Origin of the sequence: Corynebacterium sp. MSK012, assembly GCF_030232435.1 — a bacterium.
Classification (GTDB): Bacteria; Actinomycetota; Actinomycetes; order Mycobacteriales; family Mycobacteriaceae; genus Corynebacterium; species Corynebacterium jeikeium_D.
Genome location: NZ_JASPJU010000005.1, coordinates 131,695 through 155,372 on the forward strand (window position 1 = coordinate 131,695; position 23,678 = coordinate 155,372).

Annotated in this window: 18 protein-coding genes; 11 read left to right on the forward strand and 7 right to left on the reverse strand. The window is 59.7% G+C overall.

Features of this window, described 5'->3' with window-relative positions; all coding sequences use genetic code 11:
- The first annotated feature begins 23 nt into the window (after positions 1-23).
- Entirely contained in the window at positions 24-4,646 is a 4,623-nt protein-coding gene (gltB, locus tag QP977_RS04610; RefSeq protein WP_187404433.1) for a glutamate synthase large subunit, read from the forward strand.
- The gene (locus tag QP977_RS04615; protein ID WP_284847179.1) at positions 4,639-6,180 is read left to right on the forward strand and encodes a glutamate synthase subunit beta; all 1,542 of its coding nucleotides are present in this window, start codon (positions 4,639-4,641) and stop codon (positions 6,178-6,180) included. Before gltB ends, QP977_RS04615 begins: the two co-directional genes overlap by 8 nt.
- Positions 6,181-6,188: 8 nt before the next feature.
- Here the strand turns inward: QP977_RS04615 and QP977_RS04620 are convergent, their stop codons facing one another.
- A complete protein-coding gene (locus tag QP977_RS04620) occupies positions 6,189-8,756 on the reverse strand; it encodes a multicopper oxidase domain-containing protein (protein ID WP_070652685.1) in 2,568 nt (855 codons plus the stop codon).
- A gap of 132 nt (positions 8,757-8,888) precedes the next feature.
- Positions 8,889-9,041: a hypothetical protein gene (locus QP977_RS04625; protein ID WP_161798520.1), complete on the reverse strand. Its 153-nt coding sequence runs from the start codon at positions 9,039-9,041 to the stop codon at positions 8,889-8,891.
- A 366-nt stretch (positions 9,042-9,407) separates the two neighbouring features.
- Here QP977_RS04625 and QP977_RS04630 point away from each other — a divergent pair, with 366 nt between their 5' ends.
- The 6 genes from QP977_RS04630 to QP977_RS04655 are packed head-to-tail and all read left to right on the forward strand — an operon-like array spanning position 9,408 to position 17,140.
- Positions 9,408-11,294, forward strand: coding sequence for a polysaccharide biosynthesis protein (locus tag QP977_RS04630; protein ID WP_070827229.1), 1,887 nt, complete (start codon positions 9,408-9,410; stop codon positions 11,292-11,294).
- Between the two features lie 9 nt (positions 11,295-11,303).
- Positions 11,304-12,548 carry a lipopolysaccharide biosynthesis protein gene (locus tag QP977_RS04635; RefSeq protein WP_049172530.1) on the forward strand — a complete coding sequence of 415 codons (1,245 nt, stop codon included), beginning with the start codon at positions 11,304-11,306 and terminating at the stop codon, positions 12,546-12,548.
- 3 nt (positions 12,549-12,551) lie between these two features.
- A complete protein-coding gene (locus QP977_RS04640) occupies positions 12,552-13,742 on the forward strand; it encodes a glycosyltransferase family 4 protein (RefSeq protein WP_049172528.1) in 1,191 nt (396 codons plus the stop codon).
- The gene (locus QP977_RS04645) at positions 13,742-14,920 is read left to right on the forward strand and encodes a DegT/DnrJ/EryC1/StrS family aminotransferase (RefSeq protein WP_049172526.1); all 1,179 of its coding nucleotides are present in this window, start codon (positions 13,742-13,744) and stop codon (positions 14,918-14,920) included. Before QP977_RS04640 ends, QP977_RS04645 begins: the two co-directional genes overlap by 1 nt.
- Positions 14,917-16,479 carry an O-antigen ligase family protein gene (locus tag QP977_RS04650; protein ID WP_070827228.1) on the forward strand — a complete coding sequence of 521 codons (1,563 nt, stop codon included), beginning with the start codon at positions 14,917-14,919 and terminating at the stop codon, positions 16,477-16,479. The genes QP977_RS04645 and QP977_RS04650 overlap by 4 nt, the downstream gene beginning before the upstream one ends.
- 10 nt (positions 16,480-16,489) lie before the next feature.
- Positions 16,490-17,140, forward strand: coding sequence for a sugar transferase (locus QP977_RS04655; protein WP_049172523.1), 651 nt, complete (start codon positions 16,490-16,492; stop codon positions 17,138-17,140).
- Here QP977_RS04655 and QP977_RS04660 read toward each other — a convergent pair.
- Entirely contained in the window at positions 17,124-17,819 is a 696-nt protein-coding gene (locus QP977_RS04660; protein WP_049172520.1) for a NeuD/PglB/VioB family sugar acetyltransferase, read from the reverse strand. The genes QP977_RS04655 and QP977_RS04660 overlap by 17 nt on opposite strands.
- Positions 17,820-17,877: 58 nt before the next feature.
- Positions 17,878-18,405 carry an HPP family protein gene (locus QP977_RS04665; RefSeq protein ID WP_049193366.1) on the reverse strand — a complete coding sequence of 176 codons (528 nt, stop codon included), beginning with the start codon at positions 18,403-18,405 and terminating at the stop codon, positions 17,878-17,880.
- Between the two features lie 164 nt (positions 18,406-18,569).
- On the opposite strand from QP977_RS04665, the gene QP977_RS04670 reads away from it, so the two are divergent.
- Positions 18,570-18,863 carry an RNA-binding S4 domain-containing protein gene (locus QP977_RS04670; protein ID WP_005510922.1) on the forward strand — a complete coding sequence of 98 codons (294 nt, stop codon included), beginning with the start codon at positions 18,570-18,572 and terminating at the stop codon, positions 18,861-18,863.
- Between the two features lie 3 nt (positions 18,864-18,866).
- Positions 18,867-19,748 carry a VOC family protein gene (locus tag QP977_RS04675; protein WP_005510913.1) on the forward strand — a complete coding sequence of 294 codons (882 nt, stop codon included), beginning with the start codon at positions 18,867-18,869 and terminating at the stop codon, positions 19,746-19,748.
- A gap of 3 nt (positions 19,749-19,751) precedes the next feature.
- Here QP977_RS04675 and QP977_RS04680 read toward each other — a convergent pair whose 3' ends face one another.
- The 3 genes from QP977_RS04680 to QP977_RS04690 form a co-directional block, all read right to left on the reverse strand.
- Positions 19,752-20,516 carry an NYN domain-containing protein gene (locus QP977_RS04680; protein WP_070652688.1) on the reverse strand — a complete coding sequence of 255 codons (765 nt, stop codon included), beginning with the start codon at positions 20,514-20,516 and terminating at the stop codon, positions 19,752-19,754.
- Positions 20,517-20,635: 119 nt separating this feature from the next.
- Entirely contained in the window at positions 20,636-21,820 is a 1,185-nt protein-coding gene (locus QP977_RS04685; RefSeq protein ID WP_070652689.1) for an isocitrate/isopropylmalate dehydrogenase family protein, read from the reverse strand.
- Between the two features lie 44 nt (positions 21,821-21,864).
- Entirely contained in the window at positions 21,865-22,419 is a 555-nt protein-coding gene (locus tag QP977_RS04690; protein ID WP_016421806.1) for a neocarzinostatin apoprotein domain-containing protein, read from the reverse strand.
- A gap of 203 nt (positions 22,420-22,622) precedes the next feature.
- On the opposite strand from QP977_RS04690, the gene QP977_RS04695 reads away from it, so the two are divergent.
- Positions 22,623-23,678, forward strand: coding sequence for a heme/hemin ABC transporter substrate-binding protein (locus QP977_RS04695; RefSeq protein ID WP_070652690.1), 1,056 nt, complete (start codon positions 22,623-22,625; stop codon positions 23,676-23,678).

Below are 23,678 nucleotides of genomic sequence, written 5' to 3' on the forward strand. Positions count from 1 at the left end.
CAGCCATGACAGCTAAGACAGCCATGACTCTGACCGAAACAGCGACCACATTGCCTCGTGGTCCTCAGAGGGAAGGTCTCTACCACCCGTCGAACGAACATGATGCGTGTGGCGTGGCCTTTGTTGCCGACATTTACGGTCGCCAGACCCATGACATTGTGGAAAAGGGCATCCAGGCACTGGTCAACCTCGACCACCGCGGTGCCGCCGGCGCTGAGAAGACCACCGGCGACGGTGCCGGCATTCTCATTCAGGTTCCGGATGCCTACTACCGTGCTGAGCTGAGCAAGGAAGGCGTTATTTTGCCGCCGGCTGGCACCTACGCCACCGGTATTGCGTTCCTGCCGCAGTCGCGCATGGCCACCCTTGATGCCATCCGGGCTATTGAAGACATCTGCGCCGAAGAGGGCATCGAGATCTTGGCATGGCGCGATGTGCCGATTAACGCTGACGGGCTTGGCCAGATGGCTCGCCAGGCTATGCCGGTGCTGCGTCAGCTCTTCGTTACCGCGAAGAACTACGAGGGTCGCCAGCTCAGCGATATCGATCTCGACCGCAAGATGTTCTTCCTGCGTAAGCGCTGCGAGCGTGAGCTGGGTGAACAGGGCGCTGGCGAGGGCTCTGGTGGCGACACCGTGTACTTCCCGTCGCTGTCCAGCCGCACGATCGTCTACAAGGGCATGCTGACTACTCCGCAGCTGAAGGATTTCTACCTTGACCTGCAGCAGAAGGAAGTCACTTCCGCGCTCGCCATCGTGCACTCACGCTTTTCCACGAACACTTTCCCGTCCTGGCCGCTGGCACACCCGTACCGCTACGTCGCTCACAATGGCGAAATCAACACCGTGCGCGGCAACGAGAACTGGATGCGCGCCCGCGAGTCGCTAATTCGCTCTGGCAAGCTGGGCAACATCGACCGCGCACTGCCGGTGTGCGACCCCAACGGTTCTGACACTGCGCGTTTCGACGAGGCCCTGGAGTTACTGCATCTCGGTGGTCGTAGTCTCCCGCATGCGGTCATGATGATGGTTCCGCAGGCCTGGGAGCACGACGACAATCTCAGCCCGCAGGTTCGCGCGTTCTACGAGTACCACGCCTGCCTGATGGAGCCGTGGGACGGCCCCGCTGCCATCTGCTTTACCGACGGCCAGGTCATCGGTGCCACCCTGGATCGCAATGGTCTGCGCCCGGGGCGCATCTGGGTGACCGACGAGGGCCTGGTGGTGATGGCCTCCGAAGCTGGTGTCCTGGATATCCCGCCGGAGCAGATTGTGCAGCGCACGCGCGTGCAGCCGGGGCGTATGTTCCTGGTGGACATGAAGGCCGGTCGCATTATTGAGGACAAGGAGATTAAGTCCACGCTGGCCGCCACCGGTCCATACGAGGAATGGATCAAAGAGGGCCTGGTCGACATCACCGACCTGCCACGAGAGCGCTACCAGTACATGCCGCATGCCCGCGCGGTGTTACGACAGCGCGTCTTCGGCATCACCGAAGAAGACGTTGACCTCATCATCCGCCCGATGGCACTCACCGGCGCGGAGGGCCTGGGTTCGATGGGCTCAGACACGCCGATTGCGGCACTGTCCAACCGCCCTCGCATGCTGTTCGACTTCTTCTCGCAGCGGTTCGCGCAGGTGACCAACCCGCCGTTGGACTCGCTGCGCGAAAAGTCCATCACCAGCATGAATACGTTGCTGGGGGCAGAGACCAACATCCTGGAGCCCACCGCCGATGCCGCCCGTCGCATCCGGCTTGAGCATCCAATCCTGGACAACCACGACTTTGTCACCCTGTGCCAGGCGGGCAAGAACGAGGAGTATTCCGAGTTCCGTGCCGAGGTCATCTCCGGTCTGTACCCGGTCGCCCGCGGTGGCCGCGGCCTGCGCAACGCTATCCGTCGTGTCCGCCGTGAGGTCTCTGAGGCCATCGACCGTGGTGCCCGACTGATTGTGCTGTCTGACCGTGAGTCCAACGAGCGCTTTGCCCCTATCCCGTCGCTGCTGCTGACCTCCGCGGTTCACCACCACCTGGTGGAGGAGCGCACTCGCACGCGCGCCAGCCTCATCATTGAGGCTGGCGACGCCCGCGAGGTGCACCACATGGCCATGCTGCTGGGCTTTGGTGCCGATGCCATTAACCCATACATGACTTTCGAAACCATCGATGAGCTGCGCATGAAGGACCAGCTCGGAGCTCTGACGTTGGATCAGGCCTGCTCGAACTACTGCAAGGCTGCCTCCAAGGGCGTGCTGAAGGTCATGTCCAAGATGGGTATCGCCTCACTGCAGTCCTACCGTGGCGCTCAGCTGGCCGACACCGTCGGTCTGTCGCAGGAGTTCCTGGACGAGTACTTCACCGGCGCTGTTTCTCCGCTGGAAGGTATTGGTCTCGACGAGGTCGCAGAAGATGTTGCCGCCCGTCACCGCAGCGCATTCCTGCCGCGTCCGGAAGAGCAGGCACACCGTGAGCTGGATCTCGGCGGCGAGTACAAGTGGCGTCGCGAAGGCGAGTACCACCTATTCAACCCAGAGACAATCTACACGCTGCAGCATGCGACCCGCACTGGTCAGTACGCGGTCTTCCGCGACTACACCAACAAGGTTGATGAGCAGACCAAGCAGCTGGCAACTCTGCGCGGCATGCTCGAGTTCGCCTCGGACCGCGAGCCAATCGACATTGATGAGGTCGAACCGGTCTCGAGCATCGTCAAGCGTTTCTCCACCGGCGCAATGAGCTATGGCTCCATCTCTGCGGAGGCACATGAGACGCTGGCCATCGCTATGAATCGCCTGGGCGCCATGTCCAACTCCGGCGAGGGTGGCGAGGACCCAGACCGTTTCGAAATGGAGGCCAACGGCGACTGGAAACGCTCTGCCATCAAGCAGGTCGCATCGGGCCGCTTCGGTGTGACCAGCCACTACCTGTCCAACTGCACCGACATCCAGATCAAGATGGCCCAGGGTGCAAAGCCCGGCGAGGGTGGCCAGTTGCCACCGAACAAGGTCTACCCGTGGATCGCGGAAGTCCGCATCACCACCCCGGGCGTGGGGCTAATCTCGCCGCCACCGCACCACGACATCTACTCAATCGAGGATCTGGCACAGCTCATCTACGACCTCAAGAACGCCAATCCGCGCGCCCGCATTCACGTCAAGCTCGTCTCCGAGCAGGGCGTGGGTACCGTCGCCGCTGGTGTCTCGAAGGCGCATGCCGACGTCGTGCTGATCTCCGGCCACGATGGCGGCACTGGTGCCTCGCCACTGACCAGCCTCAAGCACGCCGGCGGTCCGTGGGAGCTGGGGCTCGCTGAAACCCAGCAGACCCTGATGCTCAACGGGCTGCGCGACCGCATCCGCGTGCAGTGCGATGGCCAGCTCAAGACCGGTCGTGATGTCGTGGTCGCGATGTTGCTGGGTGCTGAGGAGTTTGGTTTTGCTACCGCTCCGCTGGTGGTTGAGGGCTGCGTCATGATGCGCGTCTGCCACCTGGACACCTGTCCAGTTGGTATTGCCACCCAGAATCCGAAGTTGCGGAGCAAGTTCACCGGCCGTGCCGAGCACGTGGTCAACTTCTTCACCTTCATCGCCCAGCAGGTCCGTGAATACCTCGCTGAGCTGGGTTTCCGCACCATCGATGAAGCGGTCGGACATGCCGAGTGCCTGCGTCCGCGCAAGGATCTCGACAACCTTCCGCGCGTCGCAAAGCTTGACCTGGAGCGAATCCTGCACGTTGCCGAAAGCCCCTTCTTTGCGGACCAGGATTCCTACTGCACGAAGGCGCAGGACCACGGCCTTGAGGGCGCGTTGGATGAGCGCCTCATCGACGAAGCGCAGCCCGCGCTGCGTACGGCGCGCGCGAATGGGCTGGCGCCGACACCGGTATCGCTGCACCACGCCATCAGCAATGTGAACCGTTCCGTGGGCACGCGCCTGGGGTATGAAGTCACCAAAGTCGCAGGTAAGCAGGGGCTTGCCGACGACTCCATCGTCGTCAACCTGCTCGGTTCCGCCGGTAACTCGCTGGGTGCGTTCCTGCCGGCCGGTGTGACCATCAAGCTGGAGGGCGATGCCAACGACTTCGTCGGCAAGGGCCTGTGCGGTGGCAAGATTGTGGTTCGACCTTCACGTTCGGCCCCGCCGACCGCGGATGTGGCTACCGACACCATTGCCGGCAATGTCATTGGTTTTGGTGCCACCAGCGGTGAGATCTTCGTCCGCGGCACTGTCGGTGAGCGCTTCTGCGTGCGTAACTCCGGTGCTACGGCCGTGGTCGAGGGCATCGGTAACCACGGTTGCGAGTACATGACCGGTGGCCGCGTCGTAGTGGCGGGCCCGGTCGGTCACAACTTCGGCGCCGGTATGAGTGGCGGTATCGCTTACCTGCTGGATAACGAGGCGACGCGGGCGAACATCAACACCGAGCTGGTCGATATTGTGCCGCTCGATGATGAGGACATCAGCTGGTTGGAGGCCACGCTGTCGAAGCACCGCAAGCTCACGGGTTCTAAGACTCGGTTCCCGGCTGCACAGTTCATCAAAATCATGCCGCGTGATTACGCCCGAATTCTCGACGTAGTCGCGAAGGCAAAGGACAACGACGCTGACATCAACGAAGCAATCATGGAGGCAGTAACCAATGGCTGATCCGAAGGGGTTCATGAAATTCCAGCGCGAAGAGCCTGCTCATCGCCCGGTTCCGCTGCGTCTGATGGACTGGAAAGAGGTCTATGAGGAGGCTAGCAACGAGCAGGTGCAACAGCAGGCGACCCGCTGTATGGACTGTGGTGTGCCGTTTTGTCACTCGGCCTGCCCGCTGGGCAACATCATTCCGGAGTGGAATGACCTGGTTCGTCAGAACCGCTGGCACGAGGCTTTCGAGCGCTTGCACGCCACCAACAACTTCCCGGAGTGGACGGGCCGCCTGTGCCCGGCACCGTGTGAGGGCGGTTGTGTGCTCGGCATCAATGATGATGCCGTGACCATTAAGAACATCGAGCTGGCCATCGTTGAACGCGGCTTCGATGAGGGCTGGGTGCAGCCGATTGTGCCGACTTTCGACACCGGCCAACACATCGCTGTCATCGGCTCCGGGCCGGCGGGCCTTGCTGCAGCACAGCAGCTGACTCGCGCCGGGCATGATGTCACGGTCTTCGAGCGCGACGACAAGATTGGTGGTCTGATGCGCTACGGCGTGCCGGACTACAAGATGGAGCAGCGTTTCCTCGACCGTCGTCTCGAGCAGATGGAAATCGAGGGCACTGAGTTCCGCACCAACATCTCACCGACGGCTGCTGACCTGGCCGAATTCGATGCAGTGGTCCTAGCTACCGGCGCGTCACTGGCCCGCGACCTGCCTGTCGATGGCCGTGATTTGGAGGGTATTCACCAGGCTATGGAGTACCTGCCGGGTGCCAACCGCGTTGCCGCAGGCGAGCTCGACACCCCGCCGATTGATGCGAAGGGCAAGAAGGTCGTTGTCATTGGCGGCGGTGACACCGGCATTGACTGCTTCGGTACCGCGCTGCGCCAGGGAGCGGCGTCCGTCACGCAGTTCGATATTCGCCCCCGTGCACCGAAGTCCCGTGCGGCGTCGACTCCGTGGCCGATGTACCCGCTGGTCTGGCGCGTGGCGACTGCTCACGAAGAAGGTGAGTACACCATCACCGGTTCCGAACCGCCAGAGGTTACCGAGGCGCTCGGCCTTAACGCTCGCGTCACCGGCGAGACCCTGGGCAAGCGCGTCTTCAACGTCAACACCGTCTCCTTCCACGGCGAGGACGGTCACGTGACCGGCCTGTCCGCCAACGAGGTCGAGGTCATCGATGGCAAGCGTGTGCCTATGGAGGATACGGATTTCGAACTCGATGCCGACCTAGTTCTCATCGCGCTGGGCTTCTCCGGTCCGGAGCGCGGTGGTCTGTCGCATGAGCTGGGGATTCAGTTCAACGATCGCGGTGTGATGATGCGTGACGACGACTACCTCGCCGTGCGCAGCGACATCGAGCAGAACTTCGACGGTCCGGTGTTCGTGGCCGGTGACAATGGCCGCGGGGCCAGTTTGATTGTGTGGGCTATCGCCGAAGGTCGCGCCTGCGCCGAGGCCGTGGACCAGTACTTGATGGGCGAGTCCAATCTGCCGCGCGCTGTCGAGCCGGAGGATGCTCCAATTAAGTTGTAAACCCTGGTTTAGTTCACCACTATGTTGCCGCGTGCCCCCATTTCGGCATGCACCATCTGGTGGTCGACAAAGCGGTACGTGCCAGGCTCCGGGAATTCGGCCTCAACATAACCACCCTGCGCGGCACCGAGGTCAAGGGCTTGGGCACCGCCCACGCCGTCGTCAAGCAAAAGCGCGCCCTCCTTGTACACGCGATGGAACTGCGTGCCGACGATATGGAAGCTCGTGCCCTTGTTGGGGCCGGCGGCAAGTACCCAGAAACGTACCGTCTCACCTGCGCGAATGCGAATTGGGTGGGTGAGATACTGGTCGGGGTAGCCGTTGAACTTGTAGATATCGGGGTCCTCGGCCATGGTCTTGTCGGCGTCGGGGCCGTCCTCGCCCCAGTAGCTTTCCGACTGCACCAGAAGAACCTCGTGGTCAACATCAGTGAGATTCGGTGGGTCGATGATGACGGCACCGTGCATACCGGCAGCGATGTGCATGGACATGGGCATGGTTGCGCAGTGGTACATCCAGATGCCCGCGCGGTCAGCACGGAAGCGGTACTCAAGCTTCTCACCAGGGGCGATGTCGCGCATTGGCTCGTCCGGCGAAACAATGCCGGCGTGAAAGTCGATGGAGTGACTCATGGTGCCGTCATTAATGAGCGTGACGACGAACTCGTCGCCCACCTTGCCGCGCAAAGTTGGCCCCAGCGGTTTGCCGTTGAATACCCAATGCTGCTGCTCGACGCCAGGGGCAGCGTAGCCGGTGAACTCGCTGGCTCGCAGCGTGACGTGGTGAACCGTGGCGTCCTCGGCGGGCGTCAACATTGGATTGATGGTGGGGGAATCCGGGCCGGGTAGCTCGCCGACATTCCCGAGTGCGCCTGGCGTTGCGAGGTCGGAGTGGCTGCTGTTCCCAGTGTGGTGTGAATGATTCGAACCACCTGCATTGACCGTGAGCGTCATGCCCATCTGGCGGTGGCCAGCAATGGTGCACCAACCGTCAATGTCGCCAGGGACGACCGGCACTTCGATGGTGGCGGAGTCGCCGGGGGAGACTCGGCCGGTGTCCTCGCCGGTGGCCAAGCGCAGATCGTGGACTTGGGAATCCGCGTTGACCATGGTGATGACCAGGCGGTCGCCGGGGTTCGCCTCAATGACGTTCGGGGTATAGGTCATATCGTTGGCAGTAACCGTGACCTCGACGGTTTCTCCGGTGGGCGCAACATCACCGGTGGTTTCCATGCTGCTCGTACCACCACCGCTACCGCTCAGCGCAACGCCGACGGATACTACCAGGCCTAATACAGCCAGAGCAGCGGTAGTTTGAGCACCGAGACGACGCGCGGTTGCTTGCAGCTCGACCGGCTTCGGCGATGCTTCCTTGTTAGCTCGTGCCTTCTGGCGTTCCTTCAGCGCACCAATCTGTGCCTTTGCGGCCCGGCCGACAAGTGGCAGATAAGACACCAAGGCAAGGGAGACCATTGCGGAGACCGCCACTTTGGTCCAGGAAGGCAGCGGCATTAGCCACAGTGCCAGACCAATATTGATGGTCGACCAGCGGAATGCGCCCGCGCGGTCAAGTTCCTTCATACCGGCAGAGACTGGACCAGCACCTCCGCCGATGGTTGCGGGCAGGAGTTGGCTCATCATGCCGATAAGCAACTGAGCGCCGAAACCGATTACCAGCGGCAGCGTGAGGGTTGAGATTACGAAGCCGTCGTCAAGCGCCTTGACTGTGGCGACTGCGAGTGTGCCGATTAGCCATACGATGGCGGCCGCGACAGACAGCGCCGGGTAGCTGAGACGGTCGCGCGGGTCTTTAGCGACAGTCATGACGTTGTGTGCCCACGGGATGGCGGCTATGACCCAGCCGATAGTGATAATGCCAAGGCCGACCGAGGCGATCCAGTTGAAGCTGGTCAGTGCACCGATCGCGGTAACTGCGATACCTATGAGCTGTACTGCTAGTGCCAGCTTCGGGCGGGAATGCGGCGACATCTGGGTTCGCCACAGCGCTGGGAACATGGTGATGAGCGTGCCGCAGGCCGCGAGCCCGAGGAAGCCAATGAGGTTGACGGCTTCGTGTGCCAATAGGAGGTCGTCGTGAAGCGCTTTGCCCTTCGGAGATGCGAGGATGGCGCCGAGTGCAGCGCCGATGGGCAGTAGGCATGCCGACGCGACGTAGTGCGCAACGGAGATGGCGAATGGCCGATCGCGCTTCGCTACCAGGTCGCGTCCGAGGGAAATCGCATGCCATGCGACGGCGACGCCGATGACCGCCGCGCCGACGGTGGTCACTGGCCACCAGTCACCGAGCTTGCCGACGACCGTTGCGACAATACCTACGTTGAGCAGGTAAATATTTGCCAACTGAATCTTCCGATTGCCAACGGGCACGTCGATTTTCAGTAGCTTTTCGGTGAAGTGGCGGCCCCAGATGAGGATGGAGTTGGTGACGGCGCCGAGGGTAAAGAGATGCACCAACAGCCAACGGCCATCGGTGACGAAAGGGTGAATGAGTGCTGCCACAATGATGGAGGCGAACCACCAGCGCACTGGCATACCGGCCTTGCGATGCCAGGACATGCGGCGCTTCTTGCCAGGCTTAGTAGGCGGTTTGGTTGTGGGGGATTGGGGTTCTGGTGTGGCGTGCGACGACATATATCAATAATACGCATACTGGGTGCGCATTTAATATGGGCGCATGTAAGAGTGCTTTTATTTGGTCGGGTCTTCGCCGTTTTTGTGGGCCTGCCAGAACTGTGTGGTCTTCTGTGTCTGACCCATCCGGTTTTGAATCAGCATCAGGGCAGCAAGGAAGGGCTTCCGGGTGATGAAAGCGCGTGCCCGACGCATTGATGATGTGCTCACGGGGAAGTGTAACCCTTTTGTCAAAAACGATTGTTTGAGTATTCACGCAAATACTTCCTTGAATAAATATCTCAATAAAGAGGTGATTGTGCATTAATTGCAATCGTCAGGAAGTGGTTACGTTAGAAGCTAGTTTGTACAGCTAGTTAGATGAATGTAAACAGATTGAAGCTTCAGTAAACAGTTGGTGAAACGTTGTTTTACCAGGGAGAATGATGAGTGGTAAAGGTGGCTTTTTGGCTACCCGAACGATGGGGTAGCCCTTTGTAGTAGGGGGCTGTAAATGTAGTTCATATCGCATAGTATGCCAAGCCTGTGGAACGCATTGTGCGTAAGAAAATTTAACCAGCAGTAAAAGGCATAAGAATGTTTATCCGAGACTGGAAGCAGCTCGCCTGGTGCATATTTGACGTACTCGCCTGGCTGATTGCGCTGTCCGCCGCTAACGGAATCGTCCGCGGTGAATTGGTATCTTTCTCTGAAATATCAGGCACTAATTTTTTGGTTGTCGCTGTCGCCGTGGCCGTCATCGTCCTGCTCGGCCTGCTGCTCGGGGAGTACACCAACCCGCAACGCGTATGGCCCGGCAGTCGAACTGAAGATATTGTTCTGCTGAGCATCAGCATGGGCGGCGCTACCGCAGCCACTGGGTTGGCTCAAATCCTGAAGACCTTCCCGGAAATTGCGTGGTACGTTCCGTTCGCCGGTGGCTGTGTCGCAACTTTGGCAAGTATCTATACCCGCACTCTCGCTCGCTGGATTACCAACAACTTTGGCTCCCGTCAGACGGATGATCGCTTGATTGTTCTCGGTGCAGGCCGTCGCGCCAAGTTCTTTATTAACAGTCTTACGGATTCCGGTATCTCCCGTGAGAACCGCTTCCACCTGGTTGGAATCGTCGATCCCAAAGAAAGCAGCGAGAGCCATATTTCTCGTATCCATGGTCTCCGCGTGATTCGTGGAATTGATCAGCTGGGTGAGCTCGCATCGCGCACTTCGGCGCAGTCGGTCATCATTGCTACTGATGAGCCACTGTCCACTGAGTGCATCAACGTCCTCAACCACATTTGTGAGGAATCGTCCCTGCGCCTGCTCATTCTGCCGCCGGTGGAAGAGTACTCGCGCCACCGTGGTGCTGTCGCTACCTCGCAGGTGCGCGAAATTAACATCGCCGACCTCATTGGCCGTCAGCCTCTGCACCTGGATGAATCCAAGGTCGCTTCCATAATCCGCGGTAAGAAGGTGCTGGTCACCGGCGCTGGAGGTTCTATCGGTTCCGAAATCTGCCGACAGGTTCACCGCTTTGAGCCGGCAGAACTGATCATGCTGGATCGCGATGAGGGCGGCTTGCATGCCACGCAGCTGTCGCTGACGGGTTCGGCGCTTCTCGACGGCTCCGATACCGTCCTGGCTGATATCCGTGACGCGGAAATGCTGACGCAGATCTTCACCGAGCGCAAGCCCGATGTTGTCTACCATGCTGCAGCTCTCAAGCACCTGCCGCTGCTGGAGAGCTATCCCGCAGAAGCAGTGCAAACCAATGTCATCGGAACTCAGAACGTCCTGGATGCAGCGGCTGCGGCCAACGTTTCAACCGTTATTAATATTTCCACGGACAAGGCTGCGAACCCGGCCTCGATTCTGGGTGAATCCAAGCGCGCTGCGGAACGTCTGACTGCGCACATGGGGAAAACTCACGAAGGTGTCTGGGCATCTGTCCGCTTCGGTAACGTGTTTGGCTCGCGCGGCTCGGTCATTACGACTTTCCAGCGTCAGATTGAAGAGGGCGGCCCGGTGACGGTGACGCATCCTGACGTTCAGCGCTACTTCATGACCATTCCGGAGGCATCGCAGCTGGTGCTGCAGGCTACCGTTATTGCAGAATCCGGTGAGACTCTGGTGCTGGAGATGGGTAAGCCGGTCAAGATTGCTGAGCTGGCGGAGAACCTGATCAGGCTCCATGACGCAGACGTAGAGATTGTCTACACGGGTCTTCGTGACGGTGAGAAGATCTCCGAGGATTTGGTTGATGACCGCGAGGTTCCCAAGATCGGTGATCGTCATCCGCTAATCACTGAGGTACGTGTTGAGCCGGAACGGCTGAATTCGCGGATTCTCCCGTGCACACATAATCACGATGCTGCACGTCGTTGGCTTGCAGAGCACGGTGGGGCGCAAAGCAGTATTGAGGCGCATCCCACCGGTGCACAATCACTTGCAACCGTTAGTGCGAAAGCAAAAAAGTTAGGATGACTCCCCACCGTGACAACTACCAGCTCCTCTAACTCCGGGCAGCTGGCGCAAAGAGTTCGAACAGTTGCGACGATTTCGGCAGCTTCAGCGCTCGCCGCAGTCGTCGCCTTTGTGGTCAGTATTCTTTCCGCGCGAGTGCTGGGGCCCGCCGGTCGAGGCGAGGTCGCTACCGTTTTGCAGTTCGCCTATATTGTGGCGCCATTCGTCGGCTTTGGGGCCGATCGGCTTTTGCTGCGCCGCGATGATTACGACCACGGTCTCATTCCGAGTGGTTACGCCATGACCGTGGTCGCTCTGATTGCCTGCGCCATCGCAGGAGTCGTCTACGGACCGTGGACGGCAATGGCCGGCGTCGTCGCCTTGGTTACCGTGTCATTTTCCATGGTTCGTGCGATGGCTATCAGCCGCCATCGAGTGTCCTTCTTCGTCGCAGTATTCGTCGGCTTCCAGGGCTCAGTACTGCTGATTAGCGCTGCACTATATGTCGCCGGAGTCGAAGACTGGCGCTGGTGGGCTGCGGCCTATATCTTCCCGGCACTGCCACTGGCAATCTGGTCGCTAGCGAAGTCACGCAAACACACCGATTCTCGTGTTGGCGGAGTGGTAGAGACGGCTCGAACAAATGCCCCATTCATCGCATCGGGGCTGGGGCCGCTGACGACGACACGCTTGGGGCGCGTTTTACTGCCGGCGCTGGCCTCGCCGGCGTCGTTAGGTCTTTTCGTAGTCGTGGCGACGGCGACGGAACCGCTGTATTGGATCGCGCAGTCAGTCGCCGATCAGCGCACCAGCGACCAGAGGGGGCGCGAACTCACCCCGTCTCGTGTGCTCCGACACCTTGGCATAGTCACTGCAGCGTACGGCGCGCTTGGTGCGCTCGGTGGTATGGCACTCTACTTCCTCATCGTGCCGGTATTCGGCCATGAGTTTGAGCCTGCTCGGGAGTTGGTGCTGCCACTGACTATCGCGGCCGTGGTGCTCGGCTGCTACCGACACCTGTGCGGTGAAATTCTCGGCAGCGACAATCCCCGTCGAATTGGCCGAGTGGAGCTCATTTCCGCCGTTATCGCTGTCATTTGTTACCCGATTGGCATTCTTCTCGGAGACGCCCTCGGTCTCGCGTGGACCAGCGCAGTTGTCTACTTTGCAGCAGCCGTTGTTGCCGCAGTGGCGTTGATGCAGCCGAGCAGAGGCCCGAAAAATCCATCAACCACCAACGAAGAACTTCCCGTCGACGTAATCGAGGAAAGCTAAACAATGCGAATCACTTATATCCACCAGCACTTTGTTCTCCCCGGTGAGCCGGGTGGTTCCCGACCCTACGAGTTTGCCCGCCGAATGGCCGCTGCAGGCCACGAGGTGACAATGATCTGTGGTCGCGATGAGGCCATGGATAAAACGGTCGATGGCATCCACGTGCGTCGTTTAGCGATTCCGTACCGCAATGAAATGTCGAAGCGCGAGCGCATCGTCAGTTTCTTCAACTTCCTGGTGCGCGCCTCCGCGGTTGCTGCCCGTGTGCCTGCCGACGTGATTTACGCGTCCTCGACTCCGCTGACTGTGGCGGTTCCGGGAATTGTGGCGAAGTTTACCCAGCGTGCGCCGTTGGTGGCGGAGATCCGTGACCTGTGGCCAGAGGTGCCAATCAAGTTGGGCTACCTCAATAATCCGGTGGCGATTTTCCTGGCCAAGCAACTGGAGAAGGCATTTTATGCGGCATCGAGCGAGGTCGTGGCGCTGTCGCCGTCGATGGCCGATGGCGTCAAAGAGGTAGCTCCGAAGAAGTGCGTGACTGTCATTCCGAATGCGTCGGACTTTGAGCGTTTTGATGTCCCGGTCGAGCAGCGTGCAGCTTTCCGTAAGGAGCAGGGCTGGGGCGATGACGTGGTGGCGGTCTACGCTGGTGGTTTTGGCATGTCCTACCAGCTGGAGTGGCTTGTGGATTTGGCGGCGCAGCTGCGTCGTGATGGCGTGGAGAATGTGCGCTTTGTCCTGCTGGGGCAGGGAAGCGACTCGGATGCGTTGTACCAGCGCGCTGAGAACGCTGGCCTCGATGCCGATGCGATGTTCCTCGGCCGTCAGCCGAAGGAAGATGTCGCCAAGTACGTGTCTGCCGCCGATATCGCGCTATCGCCGCTGCGTGATGACCCCTGCCTGGAGGGCAATTCCCTGAACAAGGTCTTCGATGCCATGGCCGCATCGCGTCCGGTGGTGTTCAACCACGGTGGCTGGCTGGAGGAAGCCGCAACCGAGCACGATGCCGGCTGGCGTCTCTCGCGCGATATTCCGACTGCGGCCAAGCGATTCGCTGAGATCATCTCCGACCGCGATGAGATGCGCGCAGCGGGACAGCGAAACCGCGAACTGGGTGAGAAGCGTTTTGCTCGTGACAGCCTGTACTCCCAGCTCATCGAGGTACTCAACCGCGTCCGAAAGGTGCAGAAGTAATGACTAACGCTGACGCTAACAAGCCCAATGAGCGGATCTTTCTTTCGCTCGCGACAGTCACCGAAGCAGAAGAACAGGCTGTCGTTCGCGCACTCCACTCTGGTTGGGTGGCTCCGTTGGGACCCGAGGTAGACGCGTTTGAAGCGGAGATTGCCAAGCGCTGCGGTGTTGAGCACGCGCTCGCGCTGTCTTCCGGCACCGCTGGCCTGCACTTGGCGCTGCTCGCGCTGGGGATCGGTGAAGGTGACTACATTCCGGTTTCCACCATGACCTTCGCGGCCACGACCAACGCCATCGCTTACGTTGGCGCTACGCCGGTGTTTGTCGATGCGGCAGAGGACGGAAACATCGACCCTGAGCTGCTGCTCCGCACCGTCGATGAGCTGCTCACCGAGGGCAAGAGCGTTCCCGCCGTGATGATTGTGGACCTCTTTGGCCGCTGCGCCGATTACCCGGCCTTCGCGCCACGCCTGGAAGAACTCGGCATCGCGCTCATCGAGGACGCCGCCGAGGCGCTCGGTGCCAGTGTCGATGGTCAGCCGGCCGGCAGTTTCGGCCGTGCCGCCGCGCTGTCTTTCAACGGCAACAAAATCATGACCACCTCCGGCGGTGGCATGCTGCTGTCCGATGATGCCGATCTCATCGCTCGCGCGCGCTACCTGTCCACCCAGGCGCGTCAGCCCGTCGCTTGGTACGAACACACCGAAATCGGCTACAACTACCGACTTTCCAATCTCCTTGCCGCACTGGGGCGGGCGCAGCACTCGCGTCTGGACGGCATGATTGCTCGCCGCCGCCAGATTCGCGATGCGTACATCGATCTGCTCGCCTCGCTTGACGACGATGCCCCTGGTAAAGGTACCCGCTTGCTCTCTGACTCCGACGAGCGTTTCACCGAGAACTGCTGGCTGACCTCAATTGTGCTGCCGCAGGAGGCCGTCGATAAGGGCGTGCTGACCCCGGACAGCGTGATTGCAGCACTTGGTGAGGCCAGCATTGAGGCTCGTCACCTGTGGAAGCCGATGCACCTGCAGCCGGTATACGAGGACGCACGAGCCAGCATCAACGGCACCGCTGAGAATCTTTTCTCCCGTGGCATTACTCTTCCTAGTGGTCCGGCGCTGGATGATGATGACGTCGCGCGGGTGATAGGTGTTTTGAAGGAAGTGCTGGGATGACTTCTACAGAGGTAGCAGGAGAAACTGTAAAACAGCGAAAACCAATACTGCAGTCGCTGTTTATTGTGGTGGCCGCGGGAATGTTTGCTGGTGTCCTCTACGTTGGCGACACGACGATGAAGGACGTCTCTTCGGCGCTTCCTAATCTCTCTCTTGCATTGCCGATTTTGGTAATCGTTGCAATCCTTACAGCCATCGGCACCCCAGAAGCGCAGCGCCAGAGTTGGCTGAATGCGATGAAAGGCGCTGGCAATGTAAAGCAGTGGCCGATGGCCGTGTGGGCATTAGTGGCTTTCTATGCCTGGTTGTTCTGGATGATGCTGTCCGGACTGTGGGCCCCCGAAGCTGCCGAAGTTGCTCCTGTCGTTACTGCGTTGATAACGCTTGGGCTCATCGCCACGATGTCAGCAATACTGTTCTATTTGCATCCTCAGGCACTGGTATGGCTGTGGTTAGCAGTAGCCATTTGCTCGCTTATTTTTCTCTACGGTGGCATTACTGGTCCGAAATATGTCGGGCGCATGACGGCGTTCGGCGGTGGACCGAATGTCTTTGCCCGTTTCATGCTGTACGGCATCGCGGCAGCTGTGTTTTTCATGCTGTGGCGTAAGTTCATGTGGGCAGTTCTCTTGTTTGCTGCACCATTTGCTTACGGTCTCGTTGCGTCGGGAAGCCGCGGTGTACTGGTTGCTACCACCGTGGTAGTCCTCTTTACCGCAATAGCTGTGTTTTTTCACTGGGGTTGGAAGTGGGCGACTGTTTTTTACGTCGCAGTCGCCGCAGCGGTCGCGTATGGATACTCGCGGTTCATCGCAGGTACCGAGATTGAAGAATACTTTAAGACGCGCTTTATCCAGTTGACCTTCGAAAAAGAACATGATTCCGGACGCGGTTATCTCCATGATGAAGCTTTCCGAATCATGGGTGAACACCGCATCTTTGGTGGAGGCCTGCATAGCTTCGTTGTGCTGTCGACACCGAGGTCTTCACGTCCACTGGAGCATCCGCACAATATCTTCTACACAGTCGGGTCTGAAGCGGGTGTCATAGGTATCGGCCTGTTTGTGATTGTGCTGGTTGTGCTGGCAATCGCCTGTCGCCACCTATTCAAGTTTCTTCAAGCTGGTCTGACCGCAGCTGTGGCGTTAGCGGTTCTTGTGGCACAGGTTTTTTCCGGCTACTACTACGATTCCCGTTCGCTATGGCTATTTGGCTTTGCAGCAGCATTTACAATGCTGAGCCTACGGCGCAAGGACGCAGCATCGGCAGAACCAGAGCTGGATGAGCAGCCGCAACCAGAACCCGCAGCCGAGCCCGAACCAGTCATGGTCACCGATACCGCGGGGCCGGTTGTGCCGGAGCCGGAGCCAGCGGTGGCCGTCGTCAAGCAAAGTGCGCCTGACAACAAGAATGACAACAGGAAGCTGCGCGTTGCGGCAGCGTCGTTTGCCGCGGCCGGTGTAGTGGGTGCGGTTGGTTGGCTGGTCAGGAACCGTTCTAATGCGGAAGTCGATGCGCGTGCCGAAAATATTCTGCGCGAAATGTTCAACGAAAAGTAGGAGATGACCAATGGATTCACCGAGCATCCGCGCGCAACGCGTAATTAAGCGTGGCGTCGACATCGCGGCATCTGCAGCAGGTCTGATTGTGCTGTCGCCAGTTATGGGCGCTACGGCGCTGGCAGTGCGACTTTCCATGGGGAAGCCAGTCCTATTCCGCCAGGAACGCCCGGGCCAGGATGGTGAGCCGTTTAATATCCTCAAGTTTCGGACGATGCACCACGTCAATCCGGCAAAGGGGCTTGTCGACGATGCGTCCCGCCTCACCGAGGTGGGAAAATTCCTGCGTTCGACAAGCTTGGACGAGCTCCCGGAGCTCTTTAACGTCCTGCGTGGAGACATGAGCCTCGTTGGCCCACGTCCGCTGCGCATGAAGTACCTAGAGCGCTATTCGCCGCGCCAAGCACGCCGCCATGAGGTGCCACCGGGGATTACGGGGCTTGCCCAGGTCTCGGGCCGCAATGGCATCACCTGGGAAGAACGTTTCGAGTACGACGTGCAGTACGTGGATAATTGGTCGCTACTGCTCGATGCAAAGATTCTGCTTGACACGATCTTGGTGGTGCTCAAGCGTGAAGGGATCTCGGAAGAGGGGCAAGTGACTATGACCGAGTTCACCGGTTCGTCGGAGAAGGACGTCTCGGCTAGCGCAGGTTCTTAATCACACTTGCAGGAACACCGGCGACAACGGTGTAGTCATCGACATCGCTAGTAACTGCGGCTCCGGATCCGATGTACGCTCCCTCGCCAACGGTGAGGCCGGGGTTGATTACGGAGTTGGCGCCTAGGGTGCAGGCTTCGCCAAGCGTGACAAAGCCCGACACGGCATTGAGCGGGAAGATTGTGCAGTAGTCCCGCAGCACCGCATCGTGGCCAATCGTGACATTCATATTGATTTGGGCGTGCTTGCCTACCTCAATATTGCAGGTCAGGCGCGCTCCGGGGCAGATGACGGTGCCCTCGCCGAGCGTGACCAGCGCGCCGATGCTGGTGTCTGGGTGGACCAGAGTCGCAGGCACGAGCCCTTCGGTATCTGCGCGTTGCGCAATCGAACGTCGAGCTGCGCCGCTGCCGATTGCGACTGTGTAGTAGACCCCCTCGGGCAAGTCCGCGAGGATTTCGGTTTTGCCCAAGAGTTGCACGCCCATTTTGTGGAAAAAGGTCATATCTGGGGTGCCATCATCAATAATGCCTAGGATTTCCCACTGCGGTGGTAGGCCGTTGGCTGCTGCGTAGTCGTTGATGTCCTTGATGAAGCTGACCACGTTTCGGCCAAAACCACCAGCGCCGACGATGACAATCTTTTCGGTCGTCGTGTTGTTAATCCACTGCTTTGGCATGAGTGTCATTATCCCACTGATAGCCGTATTTAGCCGGAGTGCGTGACTGCGAATTCACCTACCACCAGTAGGTGGGATACCGAAGGCCGCGCAGTCGATTTGCGAGGATGCCAAGCACCACGATCATGATTGACGAAGCGAAAATGAAGCCTATGAAGCGGAAGTCGTTGGCAAGCCCATGGCCGTGTGGCATCAGCACGGTGACCATAGCGGTAGCGGTGGCAGGGGAGTGAGCCGCGCGAGCAAGAAGCATGAGCGCGAAGGCAACGCCGGCGGCAACCGCTGCAGCAATGATGGTCGAACCCAACATGTGCAGAGTTGCGATGCCAGTCGTGCAGCCGATGAGGTGTCCGACCACGACATTTCGTGGCTGAGCCAGGGGTAAGTTCGGTGCGCCGACGATAAGTGCCATGGCAGCGCCAATAGGAGGCAAAAATAGCAGGTCAGAGACAGAAGTTGAGATGAGTGCCAGGGTCATCAGCGGCAGGCTCACGGCTACCGAGGCGGCGATAACATGGCGCAGCGGCGGGCGGGGTGGCGCTTCGCTGGCGATTCGGGGCCACTTCGGAGACCGTGAATTAGACATGAGAACGATGTTAGGGTGTGCAGCCTCATCTGCGTCGCGGTTCGAGGTTTTTATTGAAATAGAAGTTTAAATGGGGTGGCGCCCAGGTCTCCCAAGCCTCCAAACCCGAACCAGACCCGAACCAACCCCCGACCATTTTCACCGGATATGACACACTTAAGGGCATGGAGCCTATCGATGTCGCAATCCGGGATGAGTCCATCCGTCTCGGGCAATTCCTGAAGTTGGCAAACCTGGTGGAAACGGGCGGTCTGGCCAAGGAACTCATTGCCGAGGGCCAGGTCAGCGTGAACGGTGAGGTCGACACTCGCCGTGGCAAGGTGCTGCGTCCAGGGGACGTCGTCTCTGTTGCCGGTATGTCGGCACGCGTGGCCACCGCCGATGAAGTCGATGATGACTACTTTGATGAGGCCACCGCCGACGATGACTTTGATCCTGAAAAGTGGAGGAACTTGTAACTCATGCCCGCATTTCCCGCCGAATTTGGCATGCCCCTGCGCGTAGATTTGCTCTCCGCCGCACCGCGTAAGACCGAGCGCTTCTACCGCGGCGTTCTTGGGTGGGCTTATCGCAATACCGCGCCAATCCATGAGGATGCCCGCGAGGCATCCGCTGGTCGCCGCGTTGCCATGCTGTCCGGAATGCCGGTGTCGGTGCTGCTTGAGGCCGATAAGGACGCTGAGGATGCCTTCGTCAACCAGTGGCGCGTGAATTTCCATGTCGACTCCGCCGCTGGTGCCGTCGAGAAGGCGCGTGAGCTCGGCGCCGAGGTCTTCCAGGAACCGACCCCGCTTGTCGACGGATCCACGATGGCCGTCGTTTCCGACCCCGCCGGTGGCCTCATTGGACTTTTGGAACAGCCGGGTGAGCAGGCCTTCATTGCAGCGGGCGAGCCCGGCACCCCGGTGTGGTTCGAGCTGGTCGCAGGCCCAGAGGAGACCTTTGAGCAGGTCGCGGACTTCTACCACAACTTCTTTGGCTGGGAAATCGCAGTGCGCAACAAGAACGAGCACGGCACTTTCGCAGTTGCGATGGAAGACGGGGCGCCGTTCGCTGGCTTGGTAGCCAGCTCGGTTGCTGCACAGACCGATGCGGCAGATAAGAGCTTCGTTGGCTGGCTGGCCTACCTTGGCGTGGAGAACATCGACACCGCTGTCGCCAAGGCTGAGGAACTGGGCGGTTCCGTGCTCGTTGCCCCGCAGGCCACCGAGTTCGGCCCGCTGGCAACTGTGCAGGATCCGTGTGGTGCGGCAGTTGTACTCTGCGAGGTGCCGCTGCCACCGGAGGAGGACATCCGCGAGTCCGACCCGCTGGAAGGCATTGACCTCAGCCAGTTCCAGTAGGAGCTAGAGCTCTTCTTCGTCGTCCTCAGGGTCCTGTTTTCCGGTGTAGTTAACGTGTAAAGGATCGTCTTCGTTTTTGGGTGGTTTGCTTACGCACTCGCGAATGCCATCAATGTGTTCGCTAAGGCTATCGGTAATCGGGGCCCACATCGGGTCGAGAATGAAATCTATCCCAGATCTGCGGGCATGTTTGGCTGCAGGGACGAAATCACTGTCGCCCGAAATCATGATGATTTGATTTACATGTCGTTGTTCAGCAAGAGAAGCGATGTCGAGACCGATTCGCATGTCCACTCCTTTCTGAGAAATATCAAGGGTGAAATCATTTTCGGTCAGCTGTGAAACATCGATAGTGCCACGGCAAAGCTTCTTGAGCGGAGCCTCTTTTAGGGTGTACCCACCTTGAGTTTCAAGAGGCTCTCCTCTTCTAATCGCAACCTTTCGTTTTTTAGCCAATGCAGCGAAGAAGTCATTGGTCCAGGTAAAAAGTTCACTTTTACCAAGGTTGACTTGCTGCTGGAGCAATGGGTGATAAACAACCCGCTGTGACGGTGGGCAGTCGTAGTAAAAGATTCGGTACAGTCCAGCGCGCGATTCACGTATATGGCGATGGCAGTACTTGACCAGTTCATCAGCGCGATCCTCTGCGGTCTTATGACCAAACAGTGTTGCCGCACGTTTGCGGTAAAAGCCACCATCAACAAGCACTGCTGTAGTGATCTCGCGTAAAGGCACAGCTCGCGCAGCACTATATCTGTTTCTACTCATATTTCTTGGCCCTCCCCCTATGAGTAATCCCAGTCATCGGCGCTCTCCTTATCGGCGGAGGGTCAACGGCTGGGATTGATAGCAACCACTTTAATTGCGCTTCGTAATCGAGTCAATGCCTACAACCCCAGCTCCGCCCGCACTGCAGTCACAAACTCGCTGGTAGTCGCGGTGCCGCCGAGGTCTGGCGTCGGCGCGGTGCACTTGGCGGCGAAGACGGCCTCGCGCAGCTTGGCTGCGGGCGCAAGTTCCGAGGTCGGATGCCCAAGGTGCTCCGCGCACATTGCCGCAGAGAGCAAAAACGCAGCCGGGTTGGCGATGCCGCGCCCGGCAATGTCCGGTGCCGAACCGTGCACCGGCTCGAAAACCGCAAAGTCGTCGCCAACATTCGCCGATGCCGCCAGCCCCAGCCCGCCAATCAAACCGGCACCGATGTCACTGAGAATGTCGCCGATGAGGTTTTCCGCGATGATGACATCAAAGCGCGCCGGGTCGGTCACCAGCTGCATTGCCACGGCATCCGCATTGGCAAAATCGAATGCGACCTGCGAATACTCCTCCGCCACTTCTTCAACTGCCCCGCGAATCACACGCGCAGAGTCCCGCAGGATATTCGGCTTGTCCGCCACCGTCACCGTCGGCGTGGCCTCCGAATCGGGGTTTGCCGCCTGGCGCGCGAGAGCCAACTTGGCCGCCTGTCGCGCAAGGCGGTGCCACGCAAAGGACGTCGTCACGCGCAAAGAAATCGCAACGTCGCCACGCTTATCGACGGCGCGAGCCACCGTCGAGTCCTCCGCCACCTCTGCCCACAGGTGGTGGTGCGGGGAGTCGGTCGGGGTGTCGTAAGGCGGGAGGAGATAGTCGTGACTGTAGAGACCCTCGGTGTTTTCGCGGACAATGGTGAAGTCGACAGCCGCGCCGGGCAGGGTGACCGGGCGGATGTTGGCGAAGAGGTCGAGGCGCTGGCGCAGCTGGAGAACAGGGGAGCGGTAGGTCAGGCCGGTATCGCGCAGATGCGGTGCTAGTTCTTCCTCAGCCTCGCGAGCGGGCTTGGAGGTAATCGCCGCGAGCAGAGCGGCGTCGCTGCGTCCGAGTGTTTCCCAAGTTTCCTGCGGGACGGGATTGCCGTGCGCGCACCACTGGGACCAGCCAATTTGTGCCTCTGTCAGCTCCCAGTGCGGGAAGACATCGGCGATGAGTCCTCGGCAGGCATCGGTGATTTCGGGGCCGATGCCGTCGCCGGGCAGGAGTGTGATGCGGCGCGGTGCCGCTTCTAAAGCAGTCGCAGGCTGGTCGGTTTCCATGGCTCTTAGCCTAGGACTGCGACGCCTGCGCGTGTGCGGTTTGGCTACTTTGCGAAAGTAACCGGGATCTCGGTGATGTCCTCGAAGCCCTCGCTGTGGTCACCGAAGAGCTTCAGCACGCAGTCCTGCTGGGTGCAGTCCACGGCCTCGCCGGTGGGGACGACGCTGAGCTCGAAGTGTGCGGTGTTGTCGTCGGCGATGGTGGTGGTGCCGCCGGACTTCTTGGTAATCCACTGCTGCGACTGGGTGCCGGCACTGCGGTCACCGGTGCAGTCCGGGACGGGGTTGCCTGGAGCCTTCTCGGCGGCGCAGAGTGCGGCGTAGTAGCCGTAGTCGGGGTCGAGACCAGACAGGTCGACGGAGATGACATCGCCCTCGGAGAGGTCGTTGACCGGCTCGGCCTCCATGGTTACTTCGCCGGCGCTGGCGTCGGTGTCGGTTTCTTGATCTGCAGCCGAGCTGGTGGTTTCCGAGGCGTTGGCAGCATCCTGCGCGGCATCGGACGCGTCATCTGCGCCACAGGCGGCGAGAAGTGGAAGTGCGGCGACGGCCGGAATAGCCAGGAAAGCCGCGCGACGCTGGAGTGTACGAGTAGTCATAGGAGGTAACGTCCTTCCGAAAAACTGTAGAAATTACTATCTTTATTTAAGGGTAGGCTAACCTAGAACTAAAAGATAGCCTAAGATTCTTTGGGTGAGTAGAGCAAAGTCCTTTCTAAGCTCTTTGTTACTAGTGTTAGTCGTTATTTAGTCATTCTTTTTGTCGTCTATCTCCGTGCAGCGTCAGCTCACAGAGGGGGAATATGTTCACCGTGCCTGCCTGTCGCGTTCGCAGTCTTGCCGGAACACTGCTGAGTGTTGTCCTAGTCGCAGGACTAGTCGCCTGTGGTTCCGATGATGCCGCGAGGGAGGGGGCATCGTCGTCAAGCGCTGGCGTGACGACGGTTCCGCGCGCCGACAACATTTCCGCTCACGGTGCCGCGCATGCGAACCTGCCTTCGGAAAACCCCGAAGTGCTGCTGAAAGACCCGAAACCGGCGGCGGACAAGGACTACCAGCGTATTCTCACGCTTGACCGGGCGGGAGCACTCAGTCGTGCGGTCTACACGCTTGGCCTCGGAGACCGTCTGGTGGGGCGCGACTCCACCTCCGATTTCCCGGCGGTAAAGGATTTGCCGAACCTCACCATCGGCGGGCATGCAGTCAATGCTGAGTCGGTGATGAAGCTAAAGCCGGAGCTCATCATTACCGATGGCACGATTGGCCCTAGCCGTGTCTTCGACACGTTTGAAAAAGCGGGGATCACCGTCGTCCATGTGTCGGACGAGCGCACTCCCGAGACGATCAACACGCTTATCGACGAAGTCGCGGGCGCAGTCGGCCTGGCTGACCAAGTTGGCCCGGTGAAGGAGCACCTGGACAAGGAGCTGGCGGCTGCGACCGAGTACGCGCAGGCCAAGGCCGATGGCCGCAAGATGATGATTCTGTATGTGCGCGGAACCGGTGTGGCCATGATTGCGGGACCGGATTCTGGTGGGCGTTCTCTGATCACTCGTCTCGGCGGTGTTGATGCCGGTGAGGGCGTGGGTATTGAGGGTGCGTTCACGCCGATTACTCCGGAGTCCCTGATTGCTGCGGCTCCAGACACCATCCTGGTTATGTCTGGTGGCCTGGAGTCCGTCGGCGGGATTGAAGGCTTGAAGGAAATCCCGGGTATCGCACAGACCCCGGCGGGCCAGAATGAGTCCGTTGTGGACGTGCCCGATTCGCAGCTGCTGTCCTTTGACTCGCAGTCGCCGCGTGCGATTCGCGCCATTGCGGATGCTCTCTACGGTGCTGACAAGACTGCGGGGAAGTGA

Excerpts from the sequence above, each read along its gene's own strand:
- QP977_RS04680 (WP_070652688.1), bottom strand. The coding sequence starts at position 20,516 with ATGAGTAGAAACAGATATAGTGCTGCGCGAGCTGTGCCTTTACGCGAG.
- QP977_RS04685 (WP_070652689.1), bottom strand. The coding sequence starts at position 21,820 with ATGGAAACCGACCAGCCTGCGACTGCTTTAGAAGCGGCACCGCGCCGC.
- QP977_RS04640 (WP_049172528.1), top strand. The coding sequence starts at position 12,552 with ATGCGAATCACTTATATCCACCAGCACTTTGTTCTCCCCGGTGAGCCG.
- QP977_RS04670 (WP_005510922.1), top strand. The coding sequence starts at position 18,570 with ATGGAGCCTATCGATGTCGCAATCCGGGATGAGTCCATCCGTCTCGGG.
- QP977_RS04675 (WP_005510913.1), top strand. The coding sequence starts at position 18,867 with ATGCCCGCATTTCCCGCCGAATTTGGCATGCCCCTGCGCGTAGATTTG.
- QP977_RS04650 (WP_070827228.1), top strand. The coding sequence starts at position 14,917 with ATGACTTCTACAGAGGTAGCAGGAGAAACTGTAAAACAGCGAAAACCA.
- QP977_RS04645 (WP_049172526.1), top strand. The coding sequence starts at position 13,742 with ATGACTAACGCTGACGCTAACAAGCCCAATGAGCGGATCTTTCTTTCG.
- QP977_RS04660 (WP_049172520.1), bottom strand. The coding sequence starts at position 17,819 with ATGCCAAAGCAGTGGATTAACAACACGACGACCGAAAAGATTGTCATC.
- QP977_RS04695 (WP_070652690.1), top strand. The coding sequence starts at position 22,623 with ATGTTCACCGTGCCTGCCTGTCGCGTTCGCAGTCTTGCCGGAACACTG.
- QP977_RS04655 (WP_049172523.1), top strand. The coding sequence starts at position 16,490 with ATGGATTCACCGAGCATCCGCGCGCAACGCGTAATTAAGCGTGGCGTC.
- gltB (WP_187404433.1), top strand. The coding sequence starts at position 24 with ATGACTCTGACCGAAACAGCGACCACATTGCCTCGTGGTCCTCAGAGG.
- QP977_RS04630 (WP_070827229.1), top strand. The coding sequence starts at position 9,408 with ATGTTTATCCGAGACTGGAAGCAGCTCGCCTGGTGCATATTTGACGTA.
- QP977_RS04690 (WP_016421806.1), bottom strand. The coding sequence starts at position 22,419 with ATGACTACTCGTACACTCCAGCGTCGCGCGGCTTTCCTGGCTATTCCG.
- QP977_RS04620 (WP_070652685.1), bottom strand. The coding sequence starts at position 8,756 with ATGTCCTGGCATCGCAAGGCCGGTATGCCAGTGCGCTGGTGGTTCGCC.
- QP977_RS04615 (WP_284847179.1), top strand. The coding sequence starts at position 4,639 with ATGGCTGATCCGAAGGGGTTCATGAAATTCCAGCGCGAAGAGCCTGCT.
- QP977_RS04665 (WP_049193366.1), bottom strand. The coding sequence starts at position 18,405 with ATGTCTAATTCACGGTCTCCGAAGTGGCCCCGAATCGCCAGCGAAGCG.